The organism is Synechococcus sp. RS9902 (assembly GCF_014279635.1).
Lineage (GTDB): Bacteria > Cyanobacteriota > Cyanobacteriia > PCC-6307 > Cyanobiaceae > Parasynechococcus.
In genome coordinates this window covers 1,167,892-1,186,658 of record NZ_CP047949.1, presented here as the reverse complement: position 1 = coordinate 1,186,658, position 18,767 = coordinate 1,167,892, and the positions used below count along the sequence as shown (strand labels likewise).

At 57.7% G+C, this 18,767-nt stretch carries 34 protein-coding genes; 16 read left to right on the top strand and 18 right to left on the bottom strand.

The genetic code is table 11. The features are described from left to right. Positions 1-2: 2 nt before the first annotated feature. Complete coding sequence (locus SynRS9902_RS06395; protein ID WP_170950619.1) at positions 3-164, bottom strand: hypothetical protein; 162 nt, start codon at positions 162-164, stop codon at positions 3-5. Positions 165-247: 83 nt separating this feature from the next. Continuing rightward, a complete protein-coding gene (locus tag SynRS9902_RS06390; protein WP_170951563.1) occupies positions 248-400 on the bottom strand; it encodes a hypothetical protein in 153 nt (50 codons plus the stop codon). Between the two features lie 119 nt (positions 401-519). On the opposite strand from SynRS9902_RS06390, the gene SynRS9902_RS06385 reads away from it, so the two are divergent. Further along, on the top strand, positions 520-681 hold the full coding sequence (locus SynRS9902_RS06385) for a hypothetical protein (RefSeq protein ID WP_170950620.1): 162 nt from the start codon (positions 520-522) through the stop codon (positions 679-681). 111 nt (positions 682-792) lie between these two features. After that, positions 793-1,221 carry a tellurite resistance TerB family protein gene (locus SynRS9902_RS06380; protein WP_186510399.1) on the top strand — a complete coding sequence of 143 codons (429 nt, stop codon included), beginning with the start codon at positions 793-795 and terminating at the stop codon, positions 1,219-1,221. Here the strand turns inward: SynRS9902_RS06380 and SynRS9902_RS06375 are convergent. The 5 genes from SynRS9902_RS06375 to SynRS9902_RS06355 form a co-directional block, all read right to left on the bottom strand. Beyond that, a complete protein-coding gene (locus SynRS9902_RS06375) occupies positions 1,218-1,367 on the bottom strand; it encodes a hypothetical protein (protein WP_170950621.1) in 150 nt (49 codons plus the stop codon). The two genes, SynRS9902_RS06380 and SynRS9902_RS06375, sit on opposite strands and share 4 nt — an antisense overlap. A 46-nt stretch (positions 1,368-1,413) precedes the next feature. Beyond that, on the bottom strand, positions 1,414-1,596 hold the full coding sequence (locus SynRS9902_RS06370) for a hypothetical protein (protein WP_170950622.1): 183 nt from the start codon (positions 1,594-1,596) through the stop codon (positions 1,414-1,416). Between the two features lie 108 nt (positions 1,597-1,704). Then, positions 1,705-1,872, bottom strand: a complete 168-nt coding sequence (locus SynRS9902_RS06365) for a hypothetical protein (RefSeq protein ID WP_170951960.1) — start codon at positions 1,870-1,872, stop codon at positions 1,705-1,707. A 48-nt stretch (positions 1,873-1,920) separates the two neighbouring features. Next, a complete protein-coding gene (locus SynRS9902_RS06360) occupies positions 1,921-2,112 on the bottom strand; it encodes a hypothetical protein (protein WP_186510398.1) in 192 nt (63 codons plus the stop codon). A gap of 71 nt (positions 2,113-2,183) precedes the next feature. Beyond that, the gene (locus SynRS9902_RS06355) at positions 2,184-2,549 is read right to left on the bottom strand and encodes an AbrB family transcriptional regulator (RefSeq protein ID WP_006850785.1); all 366 of its coding nucleotides are present in this window, start codon (positions 2,547-2,549) and stop codon (positions 2,184-2,186) included. Between the two features lie 306 nt (positions 2,550-2,855). Between SynRS9902_RS06355 and SynRS9902_RS13835 the strand changes: the two genes are divergently transcribed. Together SynRS9902_RS13835 and SynRS9902_RS06345 are read left to right on the top strand one after the other, a co-directional pair. Beyond that, positions 2,856-3,002: a DUF1651 domain-containing protein gene (locus SynRS9902_RS13835; protein WP_186510557.1), complete on the top strand. Its 147-nt coding sequence runs from the start codon at positions 2,856-2,858 to the stop codon at positions 3,000-3,002. Positions 3,003-3,126: 124 nt separating this feature from the next. Continuing rightward, positions 3,127-3,582 carry a lipocalin-like domain-containing protein gene (locus SynRS9902_RS06345; protein ID WP_186510397.1) on the top strand — a complete coding sequence of 152 codons (456 nt, stop codon included), beginning with the start codon at positions 3,127-3,129 and terminating at the stop codon, positions 3,580-3,582. Between the two features lie 18 nt (positions 3,583-3,600). Here the strand turns inward: SynRS9902_RS06345 and SynRS9902_RS06340 are convergent, their stop codons facing one another. After that, positions 3,601-3,858 carry a hypothetical protein gene (locus tag SynRS9902_RS06340; RefSeq protein ID WP_244276277.1) on the bottom strand — a complete coding sequence of 86 codons (258 nt, stop codon included), beginning with the start codon at positions 3,856-3,858 and terminating at the stop codon, positions 3,601-3,603. Between the two features lie 82 nt (positions 3,859-3,940). On the opposite strand from SynRS9902_RS06340, the gene SynRS9902_RS06335 reads away from it, so the two are divergent. Further along, complete coding sequence (locus SynRS9902_RS06335) at positions 3,941-5,179, top strand: cytochrome P450 (protein WP_186510396.1); 1,239 nt, start codon at positions 3,941-3,943, stop codon at positions 5,177-5,179. On the opposite strand, the gene SynRS9902_RS06330 is transcribed toward SynRS9902_RS06335, so the two are convergent. The 7 genes from SynRS9902_RS06330 to SynRS9902_RS06300 form a co-directional block, all read right to left on the bottom strand. After that, the gene (locus SynRS9902_RS06330) at positions 5,161-5,433 is read right to left on the bottom strand and encodes a hypothetical protein (protein ID WP_186510395.1); all 273 of its coding nucleotides are present in this window, start codon (positions 5,431-5,433) and stop codon (positions 5,161-5,163) included. The two genes, SynRS9902_RS06335 and SynRS9902_RS06330, sit on opposite strands and share 19 nt — an antisense overlap. Positions 5,434-5,498: 65 nt before the next feature. Beyond that, positions 5,499-5,723 carry a hypothetical protein gene (locus SynRS9902_RS06325; RefSeq protein ID WP_011364493.1) on the bottom strand — a complete coding sequence of 75 codons (225 nt, stop codon included), beginning with the start codon at positions 5,721-5,723 and terminating at the stop codon, positions 5,499-5,501. 12 nt (positions 5,724-5,735) lie between these two features. After that, complete coding sequence (locus SynRS9902_RS06320; RefSeq protein WP_255446241.1) at positions 5,736-6,371, bottom strand: hypothetical protein; 636 nt, start codon at positions 6,369-6,371, stop codon at positions 5,736-5,738. 425 nt (positions 6,372-6,796) lie between these two features. Continuing rightward, on the bottom strand, positions 6,797-7,669 hold the full coding sequence (locus tag SynRS9902_RS06315) for a phycobilisome rod-core linker polypeptide (RefSeq protein WP_186510394.1): 873 nt from the start codon (positions 7,667-7,669) through the stop codon (positions 6,797-6,799). Positions 7,670-7,868: 199 nt separating this feature from the next. Continuing rightward, entirely contained in the window at positions 7,869-8,102 is a 234-nt protein-coding gene (locus SynRS9902_RS06310; RefSeq protein WP_186510393.1) for a hypothetical protein, read from the bottom strand. A 121-nt stretch (positions 8,103-8,223) separates the two neighbouring features. Beyond that, complete coding sequence (locus SynRS9902_RS06305) at positions 8,224-8,856, bottom strand: response regulator transcription factor (protein WP_255446240.1); 633 nt, start codon at positions 8,854-8,856, stop codon at positions 8,224-8,226. Positions 8,857-8,903: 47 nt separating this feature from the next. Beyond that, positions 8,904-9,323 (bottom strand): hypothetical protein, encoded by a 420-nt coding sequence (locus SynRS9902_RS06300; RefSeq protein ID WP_186510392.1) that lies wholly within the window; start codon positions 9,321-9,323, stop codon positions 8,904-8,906. Between the two features lie 200 nt (positions 9,324-9,523). Here SynRS9902_RS06300 and SynRS9902_RS06295 point away from each other — a divergent pair, with 200 nt between their 5' ends. From SynRS9902_RS06295 to SynRS9902_RS06275, 5 genes are all read left to right on the top strand, one after another. Further along, positions 9,524-10,360, top strand: a complete 837-nt coding sequence (locus SynRS9902_RS06295) for a DUF429 domain-containing protein (protein ID WP_186510391.1) — start codon at positions 9,524-9,526, stop codon at positions 10,358-10,360. 79 nt (positions 10,361-10,439) lie between these two features. After that, positions 10,440-10,667 carry a hypothetical protein gene (locus SynRS9902_RS06290; RefSeq protein WP_115082420.1) on the top strand — a complete coding sequence of 76 codons (228 nt, stop codon included), beginning with the start codon at positions 10,440-10,442 and terminating at the stop codon, positions 10,665-10,667. Positions 10,668-11,536: 869 nt separating this feature from the next. Then, positions 11,537-11,767, top strand: coding sequence for a hypothetical protein (locus SynRS9902_RS06285; protein WP_244273144.1), 231 nt, complete (start codon positions 11,537-11,539; stop codon positions 11,765-11,767). A 42-nt stretch (positions 11,768-11,809) separates the two neighbouring features. Further along, positions 11,810-11,986 (top strand): hypothetical protein, encoded by a 177-nt coding sequence (locus SynRS9902_RS06280; RefSeq protein WP_006851728.1) that lies wholly within the window; start codon positions 11,810-11,812, stop codon positions 11,984-11,986. Between the two features lie 103 nt (positions 11,987-12,089). Next, positions 12,090-12,257 (top strand): hypothetical protein, encoded by a 168-nt coding sequence (locus tag SynRS9902_RS06275; protein WP_170950626.1) that lies wholly within the window; start codon positions 12,090-12,092, stop codon positions 12,255-12,257. 18 nt (positions 12,258-12,275) lie between these two features. Here the strand turns inward: SynRS9902_RS06275 and SynRS9902_RS06270 are convergent, their stop codons facing one another. The 3 genes from SynRS9902_RS06270 to SynRS9902_RS13635 all read right to left on the bottom strand — a co-directional run bounded on the left by SynRS9902_RS06270 (position 12,276) and on the right by SynRS9902_RS13635 (position 15,296). Further along, positions 12,276-13,160 (bottom strand): LOG family protein, encoded by an 885-nt coding sequence (locus SynRS9902_RS06270; protein ID WP_370586328.1) that lies wholly within the window; start codon positions 13,158-13,160, stop codon positions 12,276-12,278. Between the two features lie 57 nt (positions 13,161-13,217). Beyond that, the gene (locus SynRS9902_RS06265) at positions 13,218-14,606 is read right to left on the bottom strand and encodes a PhoH family protein (protein WP_186510389.1); all 1,389 of its coding nucleotides are present in this window, start codon (positions 14,604-14,606) and stop codon (positions 13,218-13,220) included. Between the two features lie 561 nt (positions 14,607-15,167). After that, entirely contained in the window at positions 15,168-15,296 is a 129-nt protein-coding gene (locus SynRS9902_RS13635) for a hypothetical protein (RefSeq protein WP_255446237.1), read from the bottom strand. Between the two features lie 193 nt (positions 15,297-15,489). On the opposite strand from SynRS9902_RS13635, the gene SynRS9902_RS06260 reads away from it, so the two are divergent. From SynRS9902_RS06260 to SynRS9902_RS06245, 6 genes are all read left to right on the top strand, one after another. Further along, the gene (locus SynRS9902_RS06260; RefSeq protein ID WP_255446236.1) at positions 15,490-15,843 is read left to right on the top strand and encodes a hypothetical protein; all 354 of its coding nucleotides are present in this window, start codon (positions 15,490-15,492) and stop codon (positions 15,841-15,843) included. A gap of 451 nt (positions 15,844-16,294) precedes the next feature. Then, complete coding sequence (locus SynRS9902_RS06255; protein ID WP_186493349.1) at positions 16,295-16,471, top strand: hypothetical protein; 177 nt, start codon at positions 16,295-16,297, stop codon at positions 16,469-16,471. A 675-nt stretch (positions 16,472-17,146) separates the two neighbouring features. Beyond that, positions 17,147-17,407 (top strand): hypothetical protein, encoded by a 261-nt coding sequence (locus SynRS9902_RS06250; RefSeq protein ID WP_186510388.1) that lies wholly within the window; start codon positions 17,147-17,149, stop codon positions 17,405-17,407. Between the two features lie 49 nt (positions 17,408-17,456). Then, positions 17,457-17,582 (top strand): hypothetical protein, encoded by a 126-nt coding sequence (locus SynRS9902_RS13630; protein ID WP_255446235.1) that lies wholly within the window; start codon positions 17,457-17,459, stop codon positions 17,580-17,582. A 148-nt stretch (positions 17,583-17,730) separates the two neighbouring features. Further along, positions 17,731-17,853: a hypothetical protein gene (locus SynRS9902_RS13625; protein ID WP_255446234.1), complete on the top strand. Its 123-nt coding sequence runs from the start codon at positions 17,731-17,733 to the stop codon at positions 17,851-17,853. A 298-nt stretch (positions 17,854-18,151) separates the two neighbouring features. After that, a complete protein-coding gene (locus tag SynRS9902_RS06245; protein WP_186510387.1) occupies positions 18,152-18,529 on the top strand; it encodes a hypothetical protein in 378 nt (125 codons plus the stop codon). Positions 18,530-18,767 lie beyond the last annotated feature (238 nt).

Here is an 18,767-nt window from a genome sequence, read left to right as displayed (position 1 = left end):
GCTCAGAGGGCGGGCTTTTCCTGACGTTGCACAGCCTCATGGGCCTGGCGCAGGCCATGAACCATGAAGCAATAGGCCGGATTGCACACCAGATATTTGCCGTCGCCGATGGCGTCGATAGTGGACCCACGCGAGGTGGCAAAAATGCGGCTTTTGAACTCCATCTCATCTCCTTGGCTTACCTCACTGTTGTGGGGACATGGAGGAGCGGCAACCCGTGTAAACGCGCATTGTGCGCAGGGCTGACTCAGTCGACGGGTTCGCAGTGATCGCCATCGCACTGCAACCCGCATTGGGGTTGCTTGGTGCCGTACTGCCAGGGACGACGCATCGCCCAGTACTCATCCACCAAGCCGAGCAAGTAGGTGCCGATGCGCCGGAGCAGGGAAGCCTGTTTCATGCCTTCAAGCTGGCAACGGCGCCGCAAGCCTGCAACCGAACGCGATCAAATCAAGGTGGCGAAACACAGCCGAGGTGGGTTAGGCCCGATGCAGTGCTGCTGAGCTTGAGCACCGGCCCATGACCACCACGCAACATTCGAACCAGCTGCTGGAAGAGCTGGTGGCCGAAGAGATCGGCTTCCAGATCGATCAGATCGCTGAAGACCTACAGCGGGAAGGCTGGCCGATTGCCATGGTGAAGCGGTTCATGCATGTGGCCGTGGAGCGCCTGCCGGAGTGATGCGACAAGCCGACTAGGTGCAACGACTCATCTGCACAGAGCTGTTGCGCTTTTAACAACAGGGATCGCGACCATTCGTTGACAGTTGGAGCAACGCTTGCGCCATTCACGATGAATGTCGTCACTGCTTTTGCGGCCGTTGGCCTCACCGCGGTGTCGTGGGACGACACCCTCAGCCGGGCTGGGGCCAGGGCATTCCGGCATGCCCTCGACTACCGCGAGCCCTACTGCCGGATGAGTGAAAACGACGTGGTGCTGCTGATGGATGCGGTGCTGGCCATGCGCCTGGAGAAGGGCACCAAGGCGCTGATGCTTGAGGCTGCCAAGGCGCTCACGGCCGATCAAGCGCTCACGGCCTACGCCATGGCTTCAGAACTGATGCGCTCGGATGGGCCCTATTCCGCCGAGGAGCGGCGACGACTGGATCTTCTGGCCTTGATGCTCTCGATCTCGCAGGTGGAAGCCGAGCGCATCGATTCGGTTTTTGAGTTGCTGCACGCCCCCCTGGAGCCAGCCCTTCTGGTCAACGGCGCGTCTTAGGCCGCACGCTTGTCATCACCGAACCAGATGCCCCGGCGGCTGTCGGGCAGACGGACCACGGCGCGTTCGTAGCGCTGGCGGCAGCTGCGGGCACGGAGATGCTCTTCGGCCTCCTGAAGCAGCTGTTGCAGCCTGACGTCGTCCATGGCGTTGCCTAGATGCCCACCCATTCAGGCCACGATCCGAGCGGCGTCAATAGGCCACGTTTAACTCGTCAGATCCGTAGCGAAGCAGGAAATCCGCTTCGGATTGATCGGAGAGCAGCAGACAGGTGTGGTCGTTGGCGCCGCTTCGGTAGCAGTAGACGTCGAGCTCCTCGGGGTTGCGGTTGGAGTGGATCACCTCCCCCGTCCGAAGCACGTAGCGCGTTGCCATCACCTTCCACCCACGGATTCCTTCGCGATAGCGCTAATCCAGCCCCAGCGATCAGCTCTGTGCTGAGCTGCGCACCGGGCGTGATTCGGCACTGAGGTCAACGCGAGCTCATTCGTTGTCGACGCGGATGAAAAAGCGACTCTCCACGTCCATCTCGCCCTGATCGTCGGTCTCCGGATCGCCCTCCACCAGCTCCACAGCAAAATCCTTGTCATCCAGTTCGTGCACAACGCTCTGACCATGCACCAGGTTGTGGACGAGCAGGAGTCGTTTCATGGATGGACGGAGACGCCGTTCCACCGGTTGATAGCAACAGCTTGATCTTCAGCGGAAGCCGAAACCTTCTCGGATCGTCTGCTTGGCGGAATACTCCCGCGAGAGCGCATCAAGCATCAGGGCGATGTAGCGGTCATCAATGCCGATGTCCTGCTTCAGCTGTCGCATCAAACTATTGATGCTCTTGAACGCGTCTGGAATCTGATGGTCCAGATGCTCCTTGGTGGGTTGATAGGGCATCGGAGCCAAAAAAAGTCCCCGCGGAACCTAAGGGAGCCACGGGGAGAATAGTGTTGCTGCTGAACCGGAGATCAATCCTCTTCTTCGGAACCACCAACAGGAATCAAGCGGATCTGCTTGCGTCCAAGCTTGATCTCATATTCATCGCCGGGCTGCAATTCCAGCAGGGCGGTGTAGGCCTTGCCAATCAACAGATTGCCGTTGCCCTGAACCACAGCTTTGTAGGAAAGCTTGCGGCCACCTTTGCCCACACCGGATCCACCGGTGGAGAAAGAAAGGCCCTTGGCTTCCAGGAGAGCCTCGTAGAAGGCGGTGAATTTCACCTGCTCAGAGCCGTCTTTCTTTTTGACGACATAGCCACAACCTCTGGCCAGATCTGTTTTGGCGCAATCGCCAAGTTCCTTGACGCGGTTGAGCAATTCAGCTCCGGTAAGCATGGGTCTGTGAGGTCGTTACTTCTCTATTAGAACAAATATTGTGCTGTTCACAAGGGGAAAAAGGATTGAATTCAGTTCATTGGCTGGAAAAACAAAAAATCACCATGTGTTAGCAGCTTGTGTTGGTGGTTTGACAAAGCCCTCGACATCAAACAGTCGGCCTCGAGAATGCGCTCAAATGACCAACACCTAGCACCAATCAAAATCCCAATCACACTCTGACCAGGGTGGACGGGGAAGGTTGGTCAACACAACCCAACAGCGGCTGGTGCATTTCAAGCCGGAACTGAATTCAGAAAGCACGGCCTGGGTCTCATCAGGACGTATCTCTACGACCCACCCAAACCACCGCAACCCCTCAGCCATCGCCGCGTTCTGGATCAGAACGCGATCGACACCTGGAACGTGATGGTGAAACGGGGCTGGCAGCCCTGCCGCGCTCCAGCACGCTGATCACTTTCGTTGTCGTCGCTACTGGTTCGGCAATCAATGGCATCAATTGCGCAGCAATGTCTCGCTTCAGGCTGTCAAAGCCAGATCACGATCGATAGGTTGCCGCACAGGAACAGATTCAGTTGTGAGCGTCAGTTCGGTTCAGCCCGCCCAATCGATCAGTTCCACCAGCGTGCATGGCGCCTGGCAATTGTTGAGATACGACGTTGAAGAACAAGCCAACGGAAACACCTTCGCACCGATGGGGGATAACCCTAGCGGCTATGTTATCTTCACGGCGGAGGGTCGTCTCTCCTTCATGCTCTCGGCGGAAGGTCGCCAACCGGGCAGCAATGCCGAGGAGCGATCAGCCCTGCTGAGCAGCATGATCGCCTACACCGGCATCTACCGACTCGAGGGTGACCGCTGGATCACCCAGGTGGATGTGGCCTGGAACCCGGAATGGGTGGGCACGGAACAGACCCGCTTTTTCGCGATCGACGGCGACGTACTCACCGTGACCACCCCCTGGCGGGTGATGCCCAACTGGCCTGAAAAAGGCCTAACCCGCAGCATTGTTCGTTTTCAGCGCTGCCGCTGAACCGGTTGAGGCGAAGGCTCAGGCGTCGGTCTCGCCCTTCTGGCCACCACAGGCGTGGCGGGGTTGGTAGCCCTGCTGCTCAGCCAGATAGCGGAGATAAACGATCTGATGACGGTCCGGCATGCCCACCGCAGCAATCAGACCCAAAGGCCCAAACAGAAAACCCGCAACAGCCCAGCGGTTGCTGTTGCGCGCCTTCTGGGCGGCAACGGTTTTCGAGAGGCCGGCGCTGATCAGATGAGCGATCAGCACAAACAGCAAAGACTTGAGTTCCACGGAGAACGCGCAGCACACCCGTTGAAATAGCCAGCGCCTGCAGCACTGTCAGCCTTAGAACAGAAGCTCACGCCGAGCTGCGATGGCCACCACCCCCCTGCCCAGCACCGGCGCCGTGTGCGGACTGGGGGAAACCCTGGCCTTCTTCACCCAGGCGGATTTCGCCCAGCAGCGCTTTGAGGCCCACGGCGATGTGTTCGAAACCAAGCTGCTGGCCCAGCGGATGGTGTTCATCCGCGGCGAACGGGCCATCGGCGACCTGCTGGGGCAGGGGGATGCCTTGCAGGGCTGGTGGCCCGAAAGCGTGCGGCAACTGCTGGGCAGCCGATCGCTGGCCAACCGCAGTGGACCGGGGCATAAAGCCCGGCGCCGGGTGGTGGGGCAACTGTTCTCCAGCACAGCACTGGCGCGCTACACCCCGTCGATCGAGCAGATGGTGGCGGAGCTCTGCCAGGAGCTGATCACCACAACCACACCGCTGCCGCTGGCGGCACGAATGCGGCGCTTCGCCTTTGCCGTGATCGCCACCACGGTGCTGGGGCTGGATGGCGCCAGCCGTGATGCCCTGTTCGCCGACTTCGAGATCTGGACCCGGGCCCTGTTCTCAATTCCGCTGGCGATTCCCGGCACCCCCTTCGCCAAGGCGATGGCAGCACGCCAACGGCTGCTGAAGCGGATCAAGGGCGTGCTCCAGGCGGGCACCAACCAAGGCGGGCTTGATCTGCTGAGCGGAGGCTTGGATGAAGCCGGCATTGCTTTGGACGATGACGACCTGGCCGAACAGCTGCTGCTGTTGCTGTTCGCCGGCTATGAGACAACGGCCTCATCGCTGAGCTGCCTGTTCCGGGCTCTGCTGCTCAACCCCGAGGTGGAGCGCTGGTTGCGCGATGGGTTGGCGAGCGATGCGGCATCAGCACGGTTGGACGCAACGGTGCTGGAGGTGATGCGGCTGACGCCGCCAGTGGGAGGGTTCTTCCGGCGCAGCTTGGCGCCGATCGAGCTGGCGGGGGTGGCCGTTCCTGAAGGCAGAGTGATTCAAGTGGTGCTGAGCCCGACGTCGGCTGGCGATGACGCGGATCTGGCGGCATTCCGGCCGCAACGCCACCTGAATGGATCGTTCAAGCAGACCCTGCTGCCCTTCGGTGGCGGCGAACGGGTCTGCCTGGGCAAAGCTCTGGCGGAGTTAGAAATCCGGCTGATGGCGGTGGGGCTGCTGCAGGCGGTGGAGCTGAAGCTGCAGCCGGATCAAGACCTGGCGCTGCAGCTGATCCCCAGCCCCACTCCCAAGGACGGCCTACTGGTTCAAGCCACCGCGCGTTGACTGTGGCGGTGACCGTGGCGGCGACGGCCGAGGGGTTCGATCCAGTCCACCAGCACCTCCTGGTGGCGCAGCATCGGCTCCGGCAGGCGGCAGCCGAGGTTGATCTGGCCTTGGTCCATCAAGCGTCCGAGCCGGATGGCGGCGGCCTCTTCGGGCCGATCAAAGCTGGTCTGATGCGAAGCCAGCCAGTTCACCTCGTGCTCGGTGATCACCCCGGTGGAGAGGCTCTCCAGGAAGATTTCTCCGACGGTCATGAGAAACGTGTAACGAATTCGTTACATCCTGGCGCGGCCGGCGGGCAGCTGCGATTTGTGGCCGTTCAGGCCAGCCACTGATCGGCATCCATCACCTTTTTGATCAGCAGGCCGAGGCGCTTGAACTCGGCGAAGTTCACATCCTTCACCGCCTGATCCAGGCCGCAATCCACCCAGGCGCCATCGCGCTTCTCCTCAATCGTGAAGTCCTGCTCGAGGCTGTCGCGGCGGATCCGGTAAGTGATGCCGTCCTCGTGGAGGTAGTCGGCTGAAACCAGCTGCAGACCCATCGATCGCTCGCGTCAATCCAGCGATGGTGGCGCGAAGGTGTCGGCCACCGCAACAATCCAGCGGGCCGCCGCCGCCGTCACCTGCTCCTTGGTGACGTTGAACTCCAGATCGTGCCCCTGCTCGAGCAGATCGGGAATGATCGTCTGCCAGGCCATGCCTGCGGCACTGGCGTTGAGATCTCCAATCAGCACGAAGGCCTTGGCTGCTCCGGTGACGGCATCGGTGTATTCGGGATTGGCGCTCACCTTGCTGCGGTACCAATCGCCCACCAGATCGCGCTGGGCCTTGCTCAGAAAGGGCGGGGCGCCAACGAGGTAGGCGTCGAGCACGAGCATCGGGCTGGGCACGCTCCTGCCGGGGTGCTTGAGCTCGAACCAGGCCTGGCCGATGGAGGCGGCATCGGGCCAGTGGCAGAGGATCGCCGCATCCTGACTGTCGAGAGAGCTCTGGCTGGCCAGCTGATCAATGCGCTCCAGCAGAGCCTGTCCGGTGAGAGGCGGTTCACTTCGGGCGTGCTCAGCGCGGGCCTCATTGATCGCCTCAGCAACAGCTGCCTCGTTCTCGTTGAGCTGCTCAAGGGCCCGCTTGAGGTTGGCGTCGGCATCGGCGGGGCTGGCCACGAGGCATTTGGCGGGGGCAATCCCCAAGATGTCATCCCCGAAAGCCAGCCGCAGCTGAAGCAATCAGCAGGTTATTGATAATTTTCCACCTGAAGGTTGTAAGCCGATACCAGCAGATTTTTATCCAGACAGATCTCAGCTGGAAATTGTGGCGACGCCGATTTGATCAGCCGCAAGTGAACATCAATCGGCTTGTATCCCGTTCTCAGACAGCACTCAAAGAATTTGGAGACAGCCACTTCGAGAACTTCAGTGCCAAAGAGAGGCGTCACCTTGCCGCTTTCGTGCACCAATAGCCCGAAGTAATACATCCACAAGCCAAAGAACTCGGGGACTTTACGTAAACGAGGATGATTCTCAATGAGTAGTAATACCCACGAAAAAAGCAGGAGGGTTGCCCCTCCTGCCCTAACTACTCAACTCATCGCTTCATCACTGCAGGCAGCAATGAATCAGAAGCGGCCGTAGTTGAACTTGCCGCCATACATGCGGCGGTAAGCAGCGTTGCGGGGGTTGCTGACGGCGTTCGTGTAGGAGAAACCACCACGATCGCTGTCGTCTGAATAGACAGCAGCAGCAGCGAAGGAATTGAGATCCATGCTGAAACGCTTCACCAGGGAAGGGCCGGTGTACATGGCGTTTTCAGAGCTGGCATTGGCCGGAGTGATTTCGGCCATGCCAACAAAGGTGGAGCAGGAAGCCCGTGCTTCCGACTTGAAACCACGCAGATAGGGAACCGTGTCGGTTCCGAAGGTCTCGAGGTACTCCTCCGAACGAACGAGGCTGTCAACGAAAGCGTCGAAACCCTCTTCAGCGATCAGCTGAATGCCAGCACTCACTTCCTTCTGATTGATCGGAGGGCGCCCCAGCAGGTGCTTTGTGGTGAGCTCGATGCCGCGCATGGGAGACACGGCGTGGAAAAACTTGTTCTTGTACAGCTCAGATTTCACCAGGCCTGCCATGAAGCCCTGCACGTTGATGCGGCCGTCACAGAGGAAGGCTTCAAGTGAGACAAGACGCTGGTTGTCGGAGATGCCGATGTTGCCGAACACCTGCTTGTAGCCAGCGGTGATGGCAGCTTCCAGAGCCTGGCTGCCCGTGGAGGCATAGGAGTGGTTGATCGCCGAGTAGGGGCACTCCTCATGGATCCGGGGGCCCATACCAATGCCCATAGCGGCGCACTGGTTTTGCTTGTACTCAGCAGGTGTAGATGCCGCCTTGCCCTTGTTGGAGCTGGCACTTTTGGCTGCACCCACGGAGTTCGCAAAGGCGAACGACACCCGCTGTTCGTGGGTGAAATCCCGCTTGTACTTCAGGGCTGGCATCCGAGAAAACAGTGAAATCAGATCAAAGATATGGCGATCGCTTCATCTATGGAGATGAACTTAGTAATAGTTAAAAGCTGCGTTACAGCAGCAATAGGCATTCATTGCTTCAGGCCAAAACGAAAGCCTGATCCCGGCCAGAACGCAGGCTCATCCAAGGGTGTTGGCCACAACCCTCGGGAAGGGTTGGTCTTGAATCTCATCCGCCGTTGCAGTAGCGAACAGCTTCCGCCTGGGAGCGACCCTCGGCCACAACGGTTTCCACGCAGCCGTTGAACAGGCGGCTCTCCTGCTTCACGGCACAGAGACCCACGGCAATGGCCGCCAACGACACAGCCGACACCACGGTGGCGGAGATCTGAACCAGGCCATAGCCGAGCATCGCCCGCTTCTTGCCGCCGCAGGACTGCTTGTTGGTGGTTTCCTCGGACATCACTACAAAGCAACGCCGAGACCCTATGGATCAAGCGTTGGCCACCGAAGCGCGATCACGACCGTGATCACCGAACAGGGGATCACTGAGACGGCAATCACCGAACAGCCCCCCCCAGGACTCAGCCGAGGGGATCGATCAATCCATAAAGCAACGCCATCACCGCCAACTGGGTGCGATCAGCGGCACCCAACTTGTCTTTGGCGTTGACCACGTGGGTCTTCACCGTTTCCACCGAGATGCCGAGGCTGCTGCCGATGCCCTGATTGGTGAGGCCGCGGGCCACGCCGGCCACCACCTCCAGCTCCCGCTCGGTGAGCTCTTCAATCAACGGCGGCAGGTTCGGATTCGGTGCCTGGGCAGCACCGAGCTGGCGAATCTCTTCGGGGAGATACACACCGCCTTCAGAATGAGTCTGGAGGGCTTGCACGAAATCTCCCTTGCCGGTGCCGAGGCTTGATTTGAAGATCACTGCATCGGCGTAGGCCTGCATCGCCTCCTGCACCACGGCCTGGGTTTCACGCACCAGCACGATCAACAGCTGACAGGTTGGCAGCTCCGCCTTCACCCGCCGCAGCAGGTTCATGCCGTAGCCGGTCTCCAGATCCGAGCTGCAGATCAGCAGGCTCGGCTTGTGGCGCAGCACCAGCTCAAAGCCTTCGTCTTCAGTGGTGGCGGCACCCACCACGGCCCGGCGGATCGGCTCCGCCAGGCAAAGGCAGGCAAGGGTGAGGCGATCACCGCAGCAGGCCACCACCCGCTGGGTCTTGAAAAACTGCGACGTCGCTTCGATGGCTTCGTTCAGCGCGCGCGACTCGATCCGCTGATGGCTGTGCGATGGCGCGAGCGATGGGCGAAAACATCGTCGCCGCGCTTCAGGCGAAAGGCGTCGAGCTTCTCCCGGCAGAGCTGGAGCAGTGCATCCCGCTCGATCTCGCTGAGGTCGTCCGCACCGATCAGGCTGTAAACGCCTCCGGCATGAGACGTGATGCCGTTGGAGGTCAGCACCCGCCCCACCATCCGTTTCACACGTTCGGTGTAGTACTCGATCTGGGAGCTGTCCTCACCGAGGATCCGCCGGGCGATGTCTTCTGCAGGTGCAGGGCTGCTTCTTCCGAGCAGCTCCATCAGCATCAGCGGCTGATAGATGTGCGACATCCGCATCCGCTGGTTGATGTACGCGGCAAGGCGGTCGTAAGCACTTGATCGAGAAGGCTCCATCAGCAACAGCAGCCGTTCAGAGTCTGAAAGGAATCACCAATTTCGCCAGGTGCAGGGTGATTCCGACTCTCCAGAGGAGTTCCACAAGATTCCTCCCTCATTCGGGGGAGATACGACAGATGCCAGATCCCTCAACTGAGGGATGTTTGATGGCGATGAAGGCAGCAACCTTGATACATCTATGAGCGACAAAGCAGCAGTTGGGCGGACACCCTCGGGATACTGAAAATGTCTGCGTCCTCGGTATCGACGCCGCCTGGACGGCCCATCAGCCGAGCGGCATTGCCTTGGTGCAGAACACAGTTAGTGGATGGAGCTGCCTGGCCATCGCCCCCAGCTACAAGGCCTTCATCGCCCAATCCTCAGGCCAGGGATGGGATCCAGAGCAGAATGCCACGGGCAGCAGGCCCGACCCAGCTGCACTGCTCCAGGCATCGAAACAACTCGCTGGTGCAGAGCTGAGCTGCGTCTCGGTCGACATGCCCCTGGCCACGACACCGATCACCCGCCGACGCGCGGCAGACACCGCCATCTCCAGCCGTTTCGGGCCCAAGGGCTGCGCCGTTCACAGCCCCTCAGCCGAACGTCCCGGTGCCATTGCCGATCAGCTGCGCGCCGAATTCGCCGCCCTTGGCTACCCCCTTCACACCAACGGCAGCGATCAGGCCTTCCCTGCCCTGATCGAGTGTTATCCCCATGTGGCCCTGCTGGCTTTGCTCAAGCGCAACTACCGGGTGCCTCACAAGGTGAGCCGCTCCGGTAAATACTGGAAAGCCGAAAATCTGACGCGCAGCGAGCGGATTGAACGGCTGCTCGAGCAATTCCAAGCCATCAAAGACGGCCTTGATGAACACATCAAAGGGATCCCGGACCTCATCCCCGAGCCCTCCGATGTGACAACACTGGCGTCGCTCAAGCCGGTGGAAGACATGCTCGATGGGTTGATCTGCGCCTGGATCGGCATCGAACACCTCCAAGGCCGAACCGTTGGCCTGGGGGACGACACCGCCGCGATCTGGATTCCACAACAGCTCTGAAGCACCAAGCCCCCTTCGTGTCATTTGGCACAACAGCATTGGTAAGGAGCCAGCACATTGATGCTGTTGCTTCAAAGCTGTGGCCAGCCGGCTGCGTAGATCCCTGCTTCAACTCGGTGACCGTGTTGGTCGCCGGGTTCAGCGCTGGCCGGAGGGATCCTGGCCCGATGCCATGCAACGCAGTCCCCGCCGGGTTCGCAGCACCGCCAAGGATGTGATCAAAAGCACCGCTCAGGCAGCGGTGGGGCTGGGGCGCCGGGCTGCCCGCCTGGGGATGGAATCCATCAAACGCGCCAGCAACCGATGAACAGTGGCTTGCTGGTGTTGTCTGTTTTGCTGTTTGTGGCCGGTGTCACCTTGATCAGCCTGGGCTGATTAAGCACAAGTACTCAACACGATTAAACGGATCGATCGGCAACCAAATTCAAAAAAAATGACAGCGGTTGATACAGCTTTTCTCTGAAATTCGCCGGATTATTGCGTCATCAAATTCCAAAGCCAATGGAATTCCTCGTTGCAAGCTGCTTCATTTTTCCGCTCTCTGCCCTGTGGATTCAATCCAGGGAAGACGACAACAATGAAGATGAGATGGACTTTCTCTGAATCAAGCCCAGAACAGAGGCAAGGCTGAGGTCTTCAACGATTGGGCCAGAAGATCCACGACCAGCTTGGCGAGAGCGATATTCATCAGAGCAAGTGACATGCTCTATTTTTCTGAGGCATCAACTACACTTTCCGGTCAATTCCAGATGTTGATCCCAGAAGTCATGCATCGCCTTGGAGTTGATGCATGTTTCCAAAGGCATTAAGCCCTCCAGATCCAAGTGATCAGATAGAGATGGCGTGGACTTTCTCTGAATTAAGCCCTGGAGGACGGCAAGGCTGAGGCCTTCAACTCATGGGCCATAAGATCCGTGGCGAGCATGGTGAGAGCAACACCCATTAAGGCAAGGGCCATGCCCTGATTTTTGTCTGAGGCAACGGATACATTCCTGGACAATTCCAGATGTTTTTCCCAGGAGAAATGCATCAGCTCTAGGCCTATAGATGCTTTCTAAGGCCATAAGCCTTTGCGATCCGAGTGATCAGTGGCATTCAGAAATGTTCTGTAATGCAAGCAATGCATTGAGATGAGCATTCTTTCCTCAAATCGGTTGCAAGTACTACGTTTTTGATTTGCAGCAGCAAAAGTTCTCGGGTACGTTCCGCTCACCAAGCCACAAGCCAATGGAACCGATCGCGTTGACTCTGGGCCAGAAATTTGAAGTTGAAAAATTCTCACGCGAGATCGACAACTCGGATGACCTTGCATCCCTACGCAGCATTGCCAAAGATCTGTTGTTGGCATGGAAGCAACAGGAAGCCGCATCAGCCTGGATCGTGCGCCAGCAGTCCCAGGGCCTCTGAAATCAGCTCCTTTCCCTCTTAGCGCCAATGGAAGACAACCCAATGATCACCACCATTACGTTGGAGAGAGATGTTTTGCGTCTTCTGCACCGTGTCGTAGCTGAAGCTCACGACAACTGGCCCGGCGGTGACGCCAACGAACAGGCCTGCCTGTTGAACATGAAGACCCAGCTCTATGCGGCCTTGATGGACCACCTGCTCGAATCGGGCTCCATCTGAGCCCACTTTGGAAGAAAATCGGTCGTTTTCCCTTACCCAGTAGAAAAACTCATGTGAAGGCAGAAGCTGCGACAACAGACTTAACCCGGCCGTGGAGTTCGCCATGCAATCTGATCTCTCCCGCCTGCGCGAGCTGGAGATCCGTGTCGCCAACCCACAGCACTGGAGCTCGGGCGAACACCAGATCAATGTTGAAAACCTGAGGCAGCTGCGCTTTCAGATCGAAGATCAACTCAAGAAACTGCGCCAGCACAACCAGCCATCTGCTTGATCAGGCAGCTGGGCCTGCTCAGCTCGCCTGGGGGTCGGCCTGCGTTCGGTTGCAGATGAAATCCCAGGCCTCTTCCGCTGAGTCTGAGAAATGAATCAGATCGAGGTCGTCATCTGAAATCAAGCCCGTCTCGGCGAGGTAGTCGAAATCCACCAGCCTCCTCCAAAACTCTGAACCAAACAGAACGATGGGCATGCTGCCTTTGGTGCCCACTTGCCGCAGGGTGAGCAGCTCAAACAGTTCATCAAGCGTGCCAAAACCACCCGGGAAAAGGATGGCGCCAATCGAGCGCATCACAAAATGGAATTTGCGCAGTGAAAAGTAGTTGAACTTGAAGCAAAGATCCGGGGTGATGTAGGGATTGGGATGTTGCTCAAACGGCAGGGTGATGTTCAGCCCGATCGAGCGGCAGCCTTCCTCAAAGGCACCCCGGTTGGCGGCTTCCATGATTCCCGGCCCACCTCCGGTCACGATCACATGGGATGAGCAATCGTGGGGTTGTTCCCTGTTGCACTGACCATGCCGGGAGGCCAATGAGGCGAACTCTCGAGCTGCGTCGTAAAAACGAGACAACTCCACGAGCTGTTGTGCATGGACGACTTGTCGCTTCAACACCGGTGAGCCCGGGGTTGCACTGAGCCGTTGCTCGGCTTGCGTCAGCTTGGCGAAAGCAGTGTCTTTGTCGACGATCCTGGCGCCACCAAAAACAATGATCGTCGATTCGATCCCGGCTGTTTCCAGATGCAGATCAGGCTTGGTGATCTCAAGCAGCATGCGCACACCACGCATGGCATTGCTGTTCAGCAAATCGGGATCTTCATGGGCAATTCTGTAGGTAAGGGACTTCAGAATTGCATCCAGATTGGCTTGCTCAGGTGAAGCGGTACTAGGTAATTGGAACATGTGTTCAACAGTCATGGGTGGTAGTGATGTAGGCGGTATTGGCGAGGTCGTCTTGATTCAGAGAATGTTGGCGGCCAGTTCAGCCAGTTCACTCCGCTCTCCTTTGGTGAGGGTCATGTGTCCCACCAGGGGCTGACCTTTGAGCTTTTCCACCAACCAGGTGAGCCCATTGCTTTCGGCATCCACATAGGGATTGTCGATTTGATAAGGGTCACCGGTGAAGACAACCTTGGTTGCTTCCCCCACCCGCGTCACGATCGTTTTGACTTCCAGGGGCGTGAGGTTCTGCGCCTCATCCACCACCAGGAACTGATTGGGGATCGATCGGCCGCGGATGGTGTTGATCGCCTCAACCTCCAACAAGCCCATGCCCTGCAAATCGGCCCAGGCGTTGCGTGGTTCGCGGTGCCGCCGTTTCTTCGTCTGCTCAGTATTCTCGCCAGGGGATGAACCGGTGATGAAGTCGATGTTGTCGATGATCGGCTTCATCCAGGGGCCGAGTTTCTCCTCAAGCGTGCCCGGCAGGTAGCCGATGTCTTTGCCGAGGGAAATCGGTGGGCGCGTCACCAACAGGCGGGCGTAGTGATGGGTGTCGGCCACCTGGTGCAGACCCGCGGCGATGGCCAGCAACGTTTTGCCCGTGCCGGCCTTGCCCACCAGAGTCACCAGAGCGACGGAGGGATCGAGCAGCAGATCCAGCGCGAAGCTTTGCTCGCGGTTTCTGGCTTTGATCCGGCCCAAGTGGGCGCGATGCAGCCAGTGCAGCGGTTTGATGCTGTTGCTGTTGCCTTGATGCCGGCCCAGCAGGGTGTGGCTGTCGTTGCGCTGATCCACCAGCACCACGCCTTCATTGGCCTGGAGATGCTGCTCCTCAGAGTTGATGACAGCCTCCAGGGGCAGCTGATCCTCGTCATGCAGAGTCTGAATCGTCTCCGCATCGGTGCTGAGTTCACGGAACCCTGCGTAGAGATCGTCGATAGAAACGTTGTCGTTGACGTAGTCCTCGGCCTGCAGGCCCACCGCATCCGCCTTGATTCGCAGGTTGATGTCTTTGCTGATCAGCACAACCTCGGGGGCCTGCGTCAGCCCGCTACATCGCATCTGCTCGAGGGCCACCGCAAGGATGTTGTTGTCGCCGCCTCCCCCCTGCAGTTCTGCCGGCAAAGCGCTCAGGGCTTGAGCCTGACAGAACACCACCTGCAGCATGCCGTGGTTCGTTCCCTCAATCGGAACGCCATCGGCAAGGCTTCCGCGAACTCGGTAGGAATCCAAGAGCCTTGAAATCCGCCGAGCGTTGCGGCCTTTTTCAGAGTGATCCTTTTTGAAGCGATCGATTTCTTCAACCACTTGCATGGGGATCACAACCCTGAGATCACCGAAGCGGTGCGGCGCCTCAGGATCGTGGAGCAGCACATTCGTGTCGAGAACGACAATTTTGTCTTTCATTGAACCTCACCATTGGTGGATCAATTGGTGCTAAAAAGTCCATCAAGACCGTGATCTATAGAATCACCACAGCAGATCCCTTCTCCCTACAGGTAAGACGCAGGGAGAAAAAAATTGCAACAACAAAACCAGGCAGGTCAGCCAAGTTTTGTGGTTTGAATCATAGAGAATCGATTGCGTTGCCTTGATGACGTGAACTGAGACGTGCTGGGCTCAGTCGTCGTAGATCTTGCATCCAGGCGCAGTGGGGGACTTGTCGCAACGTTCCTCCCAGTACAAATCGTGCTGAGATTTCATCGCTTGCTTGGCTTCATCCGCCTGGTCTGGCTGAGTCTTGTCAAAGGCGTTGAGCGGGATGCATAGATCGAAAAAACCTGAACAGATCGTGACCATCTCTCTCCTTGTCGCTGACTTATCTCTACTCCTCTCCCCTCCAGAATCAATAGGTACTTAACCCATTCCTTTACACAAACAAAAAACCGCTCTTCGCAGAGGAAGAACGGTTGATGGATCACGCAGATGAATGGACTCACCCGCGCTCTGATCACTTGATCAAATTAATCAAGCAGCCTGCTGGTTGCCTGAATCTTCTTCTTCGGAACGGATGAACCGCTTGCGTTGAGCCGATTCGTTGCCAGACAAATCATTGGCCTTTGAAGGCTCAACGGGTTTGCGTTCGGGTTTGTCCAAGCCCATCAAAAGGGGATGGATACCTCTCCTGCTCATTGAAGTCTCCTCTTATTAAGATCTCGCGTCGTGGTCTCTCGGCCCTTTCGCGTAAAACAACTATCGCGCAGATCAGTTGCAGACGCGTCCCAGAATGCTTAAGAGAATCTTGCGTGTCACCCAACAACGCCGGCTTAGAAAGGATTGGGGCTGCAGAGTGAGGGCACGAATCGAACGCAACGCACTGCGGGGTGCTCTATTGATTTGCATTCGAACCAGCCTCACCGCGGCATGCCTTGCCATCGCCACAGCCATTCCGGCAAGCGCTGAGATCGTTGCCTCAACCTGTCGCCTGCTCAGCTACGACGGCCCCACCACCACCGTGGAGACCTTCCGCTGCGACTTCATGCAACGCGGCGGCAACGTGATGGTGAACAGTGCTGAGCATGAGTTCAGCTTTCTGGCTGTCGAGCAGGGCGAGACCTACATCCGCATCAACTCGATCCCGCTGCGCTTCACCCGCACAGGGGAGTACACCCTGGAGGTGACGCAATCGCCTTGGTTGAGATGACCGTTGCGATGACCACCCCAAATGGGGGTATCGAGAAGCGAATGCACAGGAGTTGATTGATCCCACCGGCGGCAGTTCATGCGATCTGTCGGCGGTCGTCGAGTGAATGCCCTGAGGTCCTCCATGCTCTTGGGGTTTTCCTCCTCGAATCCGAGAGAGTTTTGAAACTGATTCTTTCGGGTGAATAAGGGAAGCCCTGGAGCCGTCACTCCGGGGTTTTCTTATTTGCGTGTGAAAACGTGGCAGGGGGGAAGGCACAAAGCAAGGAAGCCACCCTTCCCGATTGCCTGCCGCCATGAAGGAAGGCAGGATCATGCGTGGACGAAAGCGTGACCAACCAATGAGTATCGAGTGGTTACTCAGTTCAGGATTTCTTTCGTGAATCTTCAGGGAGCATTGCCTCAGCAGGCATCTCGGTACCCATAGCTTCCAAGCAGTATCACGCTCCGCTATGTGCCCACTTGACCTTGCCAGTCTCAAGTGGGGCGATGACGGCGAGTTGTCTCCCAACGACACCCTCAACCTGGTGGAGCGATTGGCCAAAGCGGAAGAGATGAGCCAAGGGTCCGACCAATCGGGTCTCAACTCCAGTTCAATTCCCCAGGAAAAACCATCACAAGAGCCCTGATCTGAACGGATGGATCAAACCAACCTCAGCTAAACGGCTCAACCAACCAGCCGATCATCGGAATTCAAAAGCGCCTTTCCTTTCGCAACTCTCACCACCTCGCCTGAGAGCCCAGGGCTTTGGTAGATGACGCGGTACACGTTTGTGAAAGCAAGCGACTTAGCGCGTGCATTCACGAACGCCTTGAACTCAGTCTTGAAGCATTGTTCTTGAACCCATTGGTCGGGCCCATCACTTCGCTCAACGCAGTACATCGTTTGGAGCATGGTGGACACGTAGCCTGATGAGGCTGCGGCGGATTGCCCTCGATTGACAGGCCAGCTTCGGGATCACGTCTTCAGTTGATGACGCGAAGCCTGGCGCCAACACTCCCAAAAGTTGTTCTTTCACCTTGAACGTCGATCAGATTTGAATGCACAAGTTGGGTGCAAACGTTGGATGCACACGACGGAATCACATCGCGTCGAGCGATGAGGGATGCGATTCCGCCACCGGTGTGCCCTCGAACGCACAGCACGGCACTTCGGTTGTATCCCCGCTCAACCGATTGAAATCGAGTCACCGACTACCGAAGCGCGTTCTCGCTTCAGCCTTCCGGGCGTGATCGTCGATGCCGTCGACGATTCCAATTCTGAGACCAATTCGTGTAAAGTTTCAATAAGTAACTCCAGGTCGATGCTCAAAGCTTTGTTCTCCCTGGTGTTTGCAGCAGTGATGTGGGTTCAAGTGCCGCAGTGGCAGCCGGACTGGTCGCAGTGCTCCGTTGATACGCCTGATGTGGACTGTCACTGGTACGTCACGGCACCCGACAACACCTTTGGTGAAGGCTTCAGCTGGGAGAACGCACCCTGGTTCAGCGCCGAAGGGCTTCGGGATGTGGGTGATCTGAACAACACGATGACCACGATCCACAGCCAGGCCCTTCCAGGCAATTGACGCAGCCAGGAAAGCGCCACCCCTAACCTTTCTCTTTGGAGAGACCTCAGTGAACGACTACTCAGCAGCCATCACCGCACTCATCATTGTCACCGTGGTGATCTCCGCTGCCGTGGTTTACGTGCTGGCTCAGCCAACCGACCTGCCCAGATACAAAGAAAACAAGGATCAATAGAGGCGACCACGTGGGTGAACACTGACCGTGCCACCCACATCGCCCCGCAGATCTGAATCCAGCACTAGGGTCGGCTGATCACTGGCATACACCTGACGTGAAAGGTCCGAATCTCGCTTTTGTAGGCGGCTCCGTGATCGTCGCGATCATGGCAGTAGTTGTTTTTATTGGCGCCGCCAACGCTGGCGACTGCCCCCGCCGCAAGTCAGCCGAAACCACTTCAGTTGAGGCCCACCACAACGCCGATGACAAGGCTGACGTTGAAGCCTGATCGGCTCCAACACCTCAGCGAAGCGGGTCCACCTGCACTGGGGTGATGGTCTGGAGCGTGCTCAACGCCTCACCGATGGTCTGCCCAACAAAGATCCCTCCGGTGAGCACCGCAGCGAAACAGGCCATCCCGAGGATGAGTCCAGCTGCAATGCGAGTGGAGCTCGTGGTTTCTGCGTTGCGTTACTTAGTGCTGGAAGCCAACTGAGTTGCTGCGACAAACCAGTTGTGGCTCAAACCGATCCCGGTTTCAACTGCGCACCAAATCACCGCAGTGGTTTGGGGTAGGCCCTGTTCCCATGCGGTTCCCCACTGGGGTATCGAGAAATGGTTTCAGGCTTGAAGCGATTTCTCTTGTTGATGCAGCCAAACTGCGAGTACAGATTGATACATCTAAACGGTATCCGGACGAACCCACATCAACAACCATCACGCATCTTGGGGGTTTTTACTTGTGCCCACTAGTGTCATGCGGCTTGAAAAGACTTGTGCCTCTCAAGACTTCTCCACTCTCAGGGCCTTTCCGTGTGACCAATCCCAAACCCAAACGGTGGAGAACCGCCATCAAAGCCCGAGAGAATCAGCTGCTGACTCTTGCCAAGGAAGCTTTGCAAGAGAAGAAGGAAAGAAGAGTGATTCATTTTCTGGACTATATCGATCAAGATATCGCTGCATAGCCAACAGTTCGTGCAATTAATTGAACATATCCGACTGAACTAGTCCTCATCGATTGGGCTGTAGCCCTGGGCGGGAGATTCCCCACCAAGAGCCGAGGGGAACACAAAAAGGCCCCTGGAGATCTCACCTCCAGGGGCCGGTGTCCCTCGTTTGACGACAAATCCACTTTCCTCCAGATAACTCGTGAAAGAGAGTGGGAGAACCGTTTGAAAAAGTCGTGGACACCGACCATGGTTT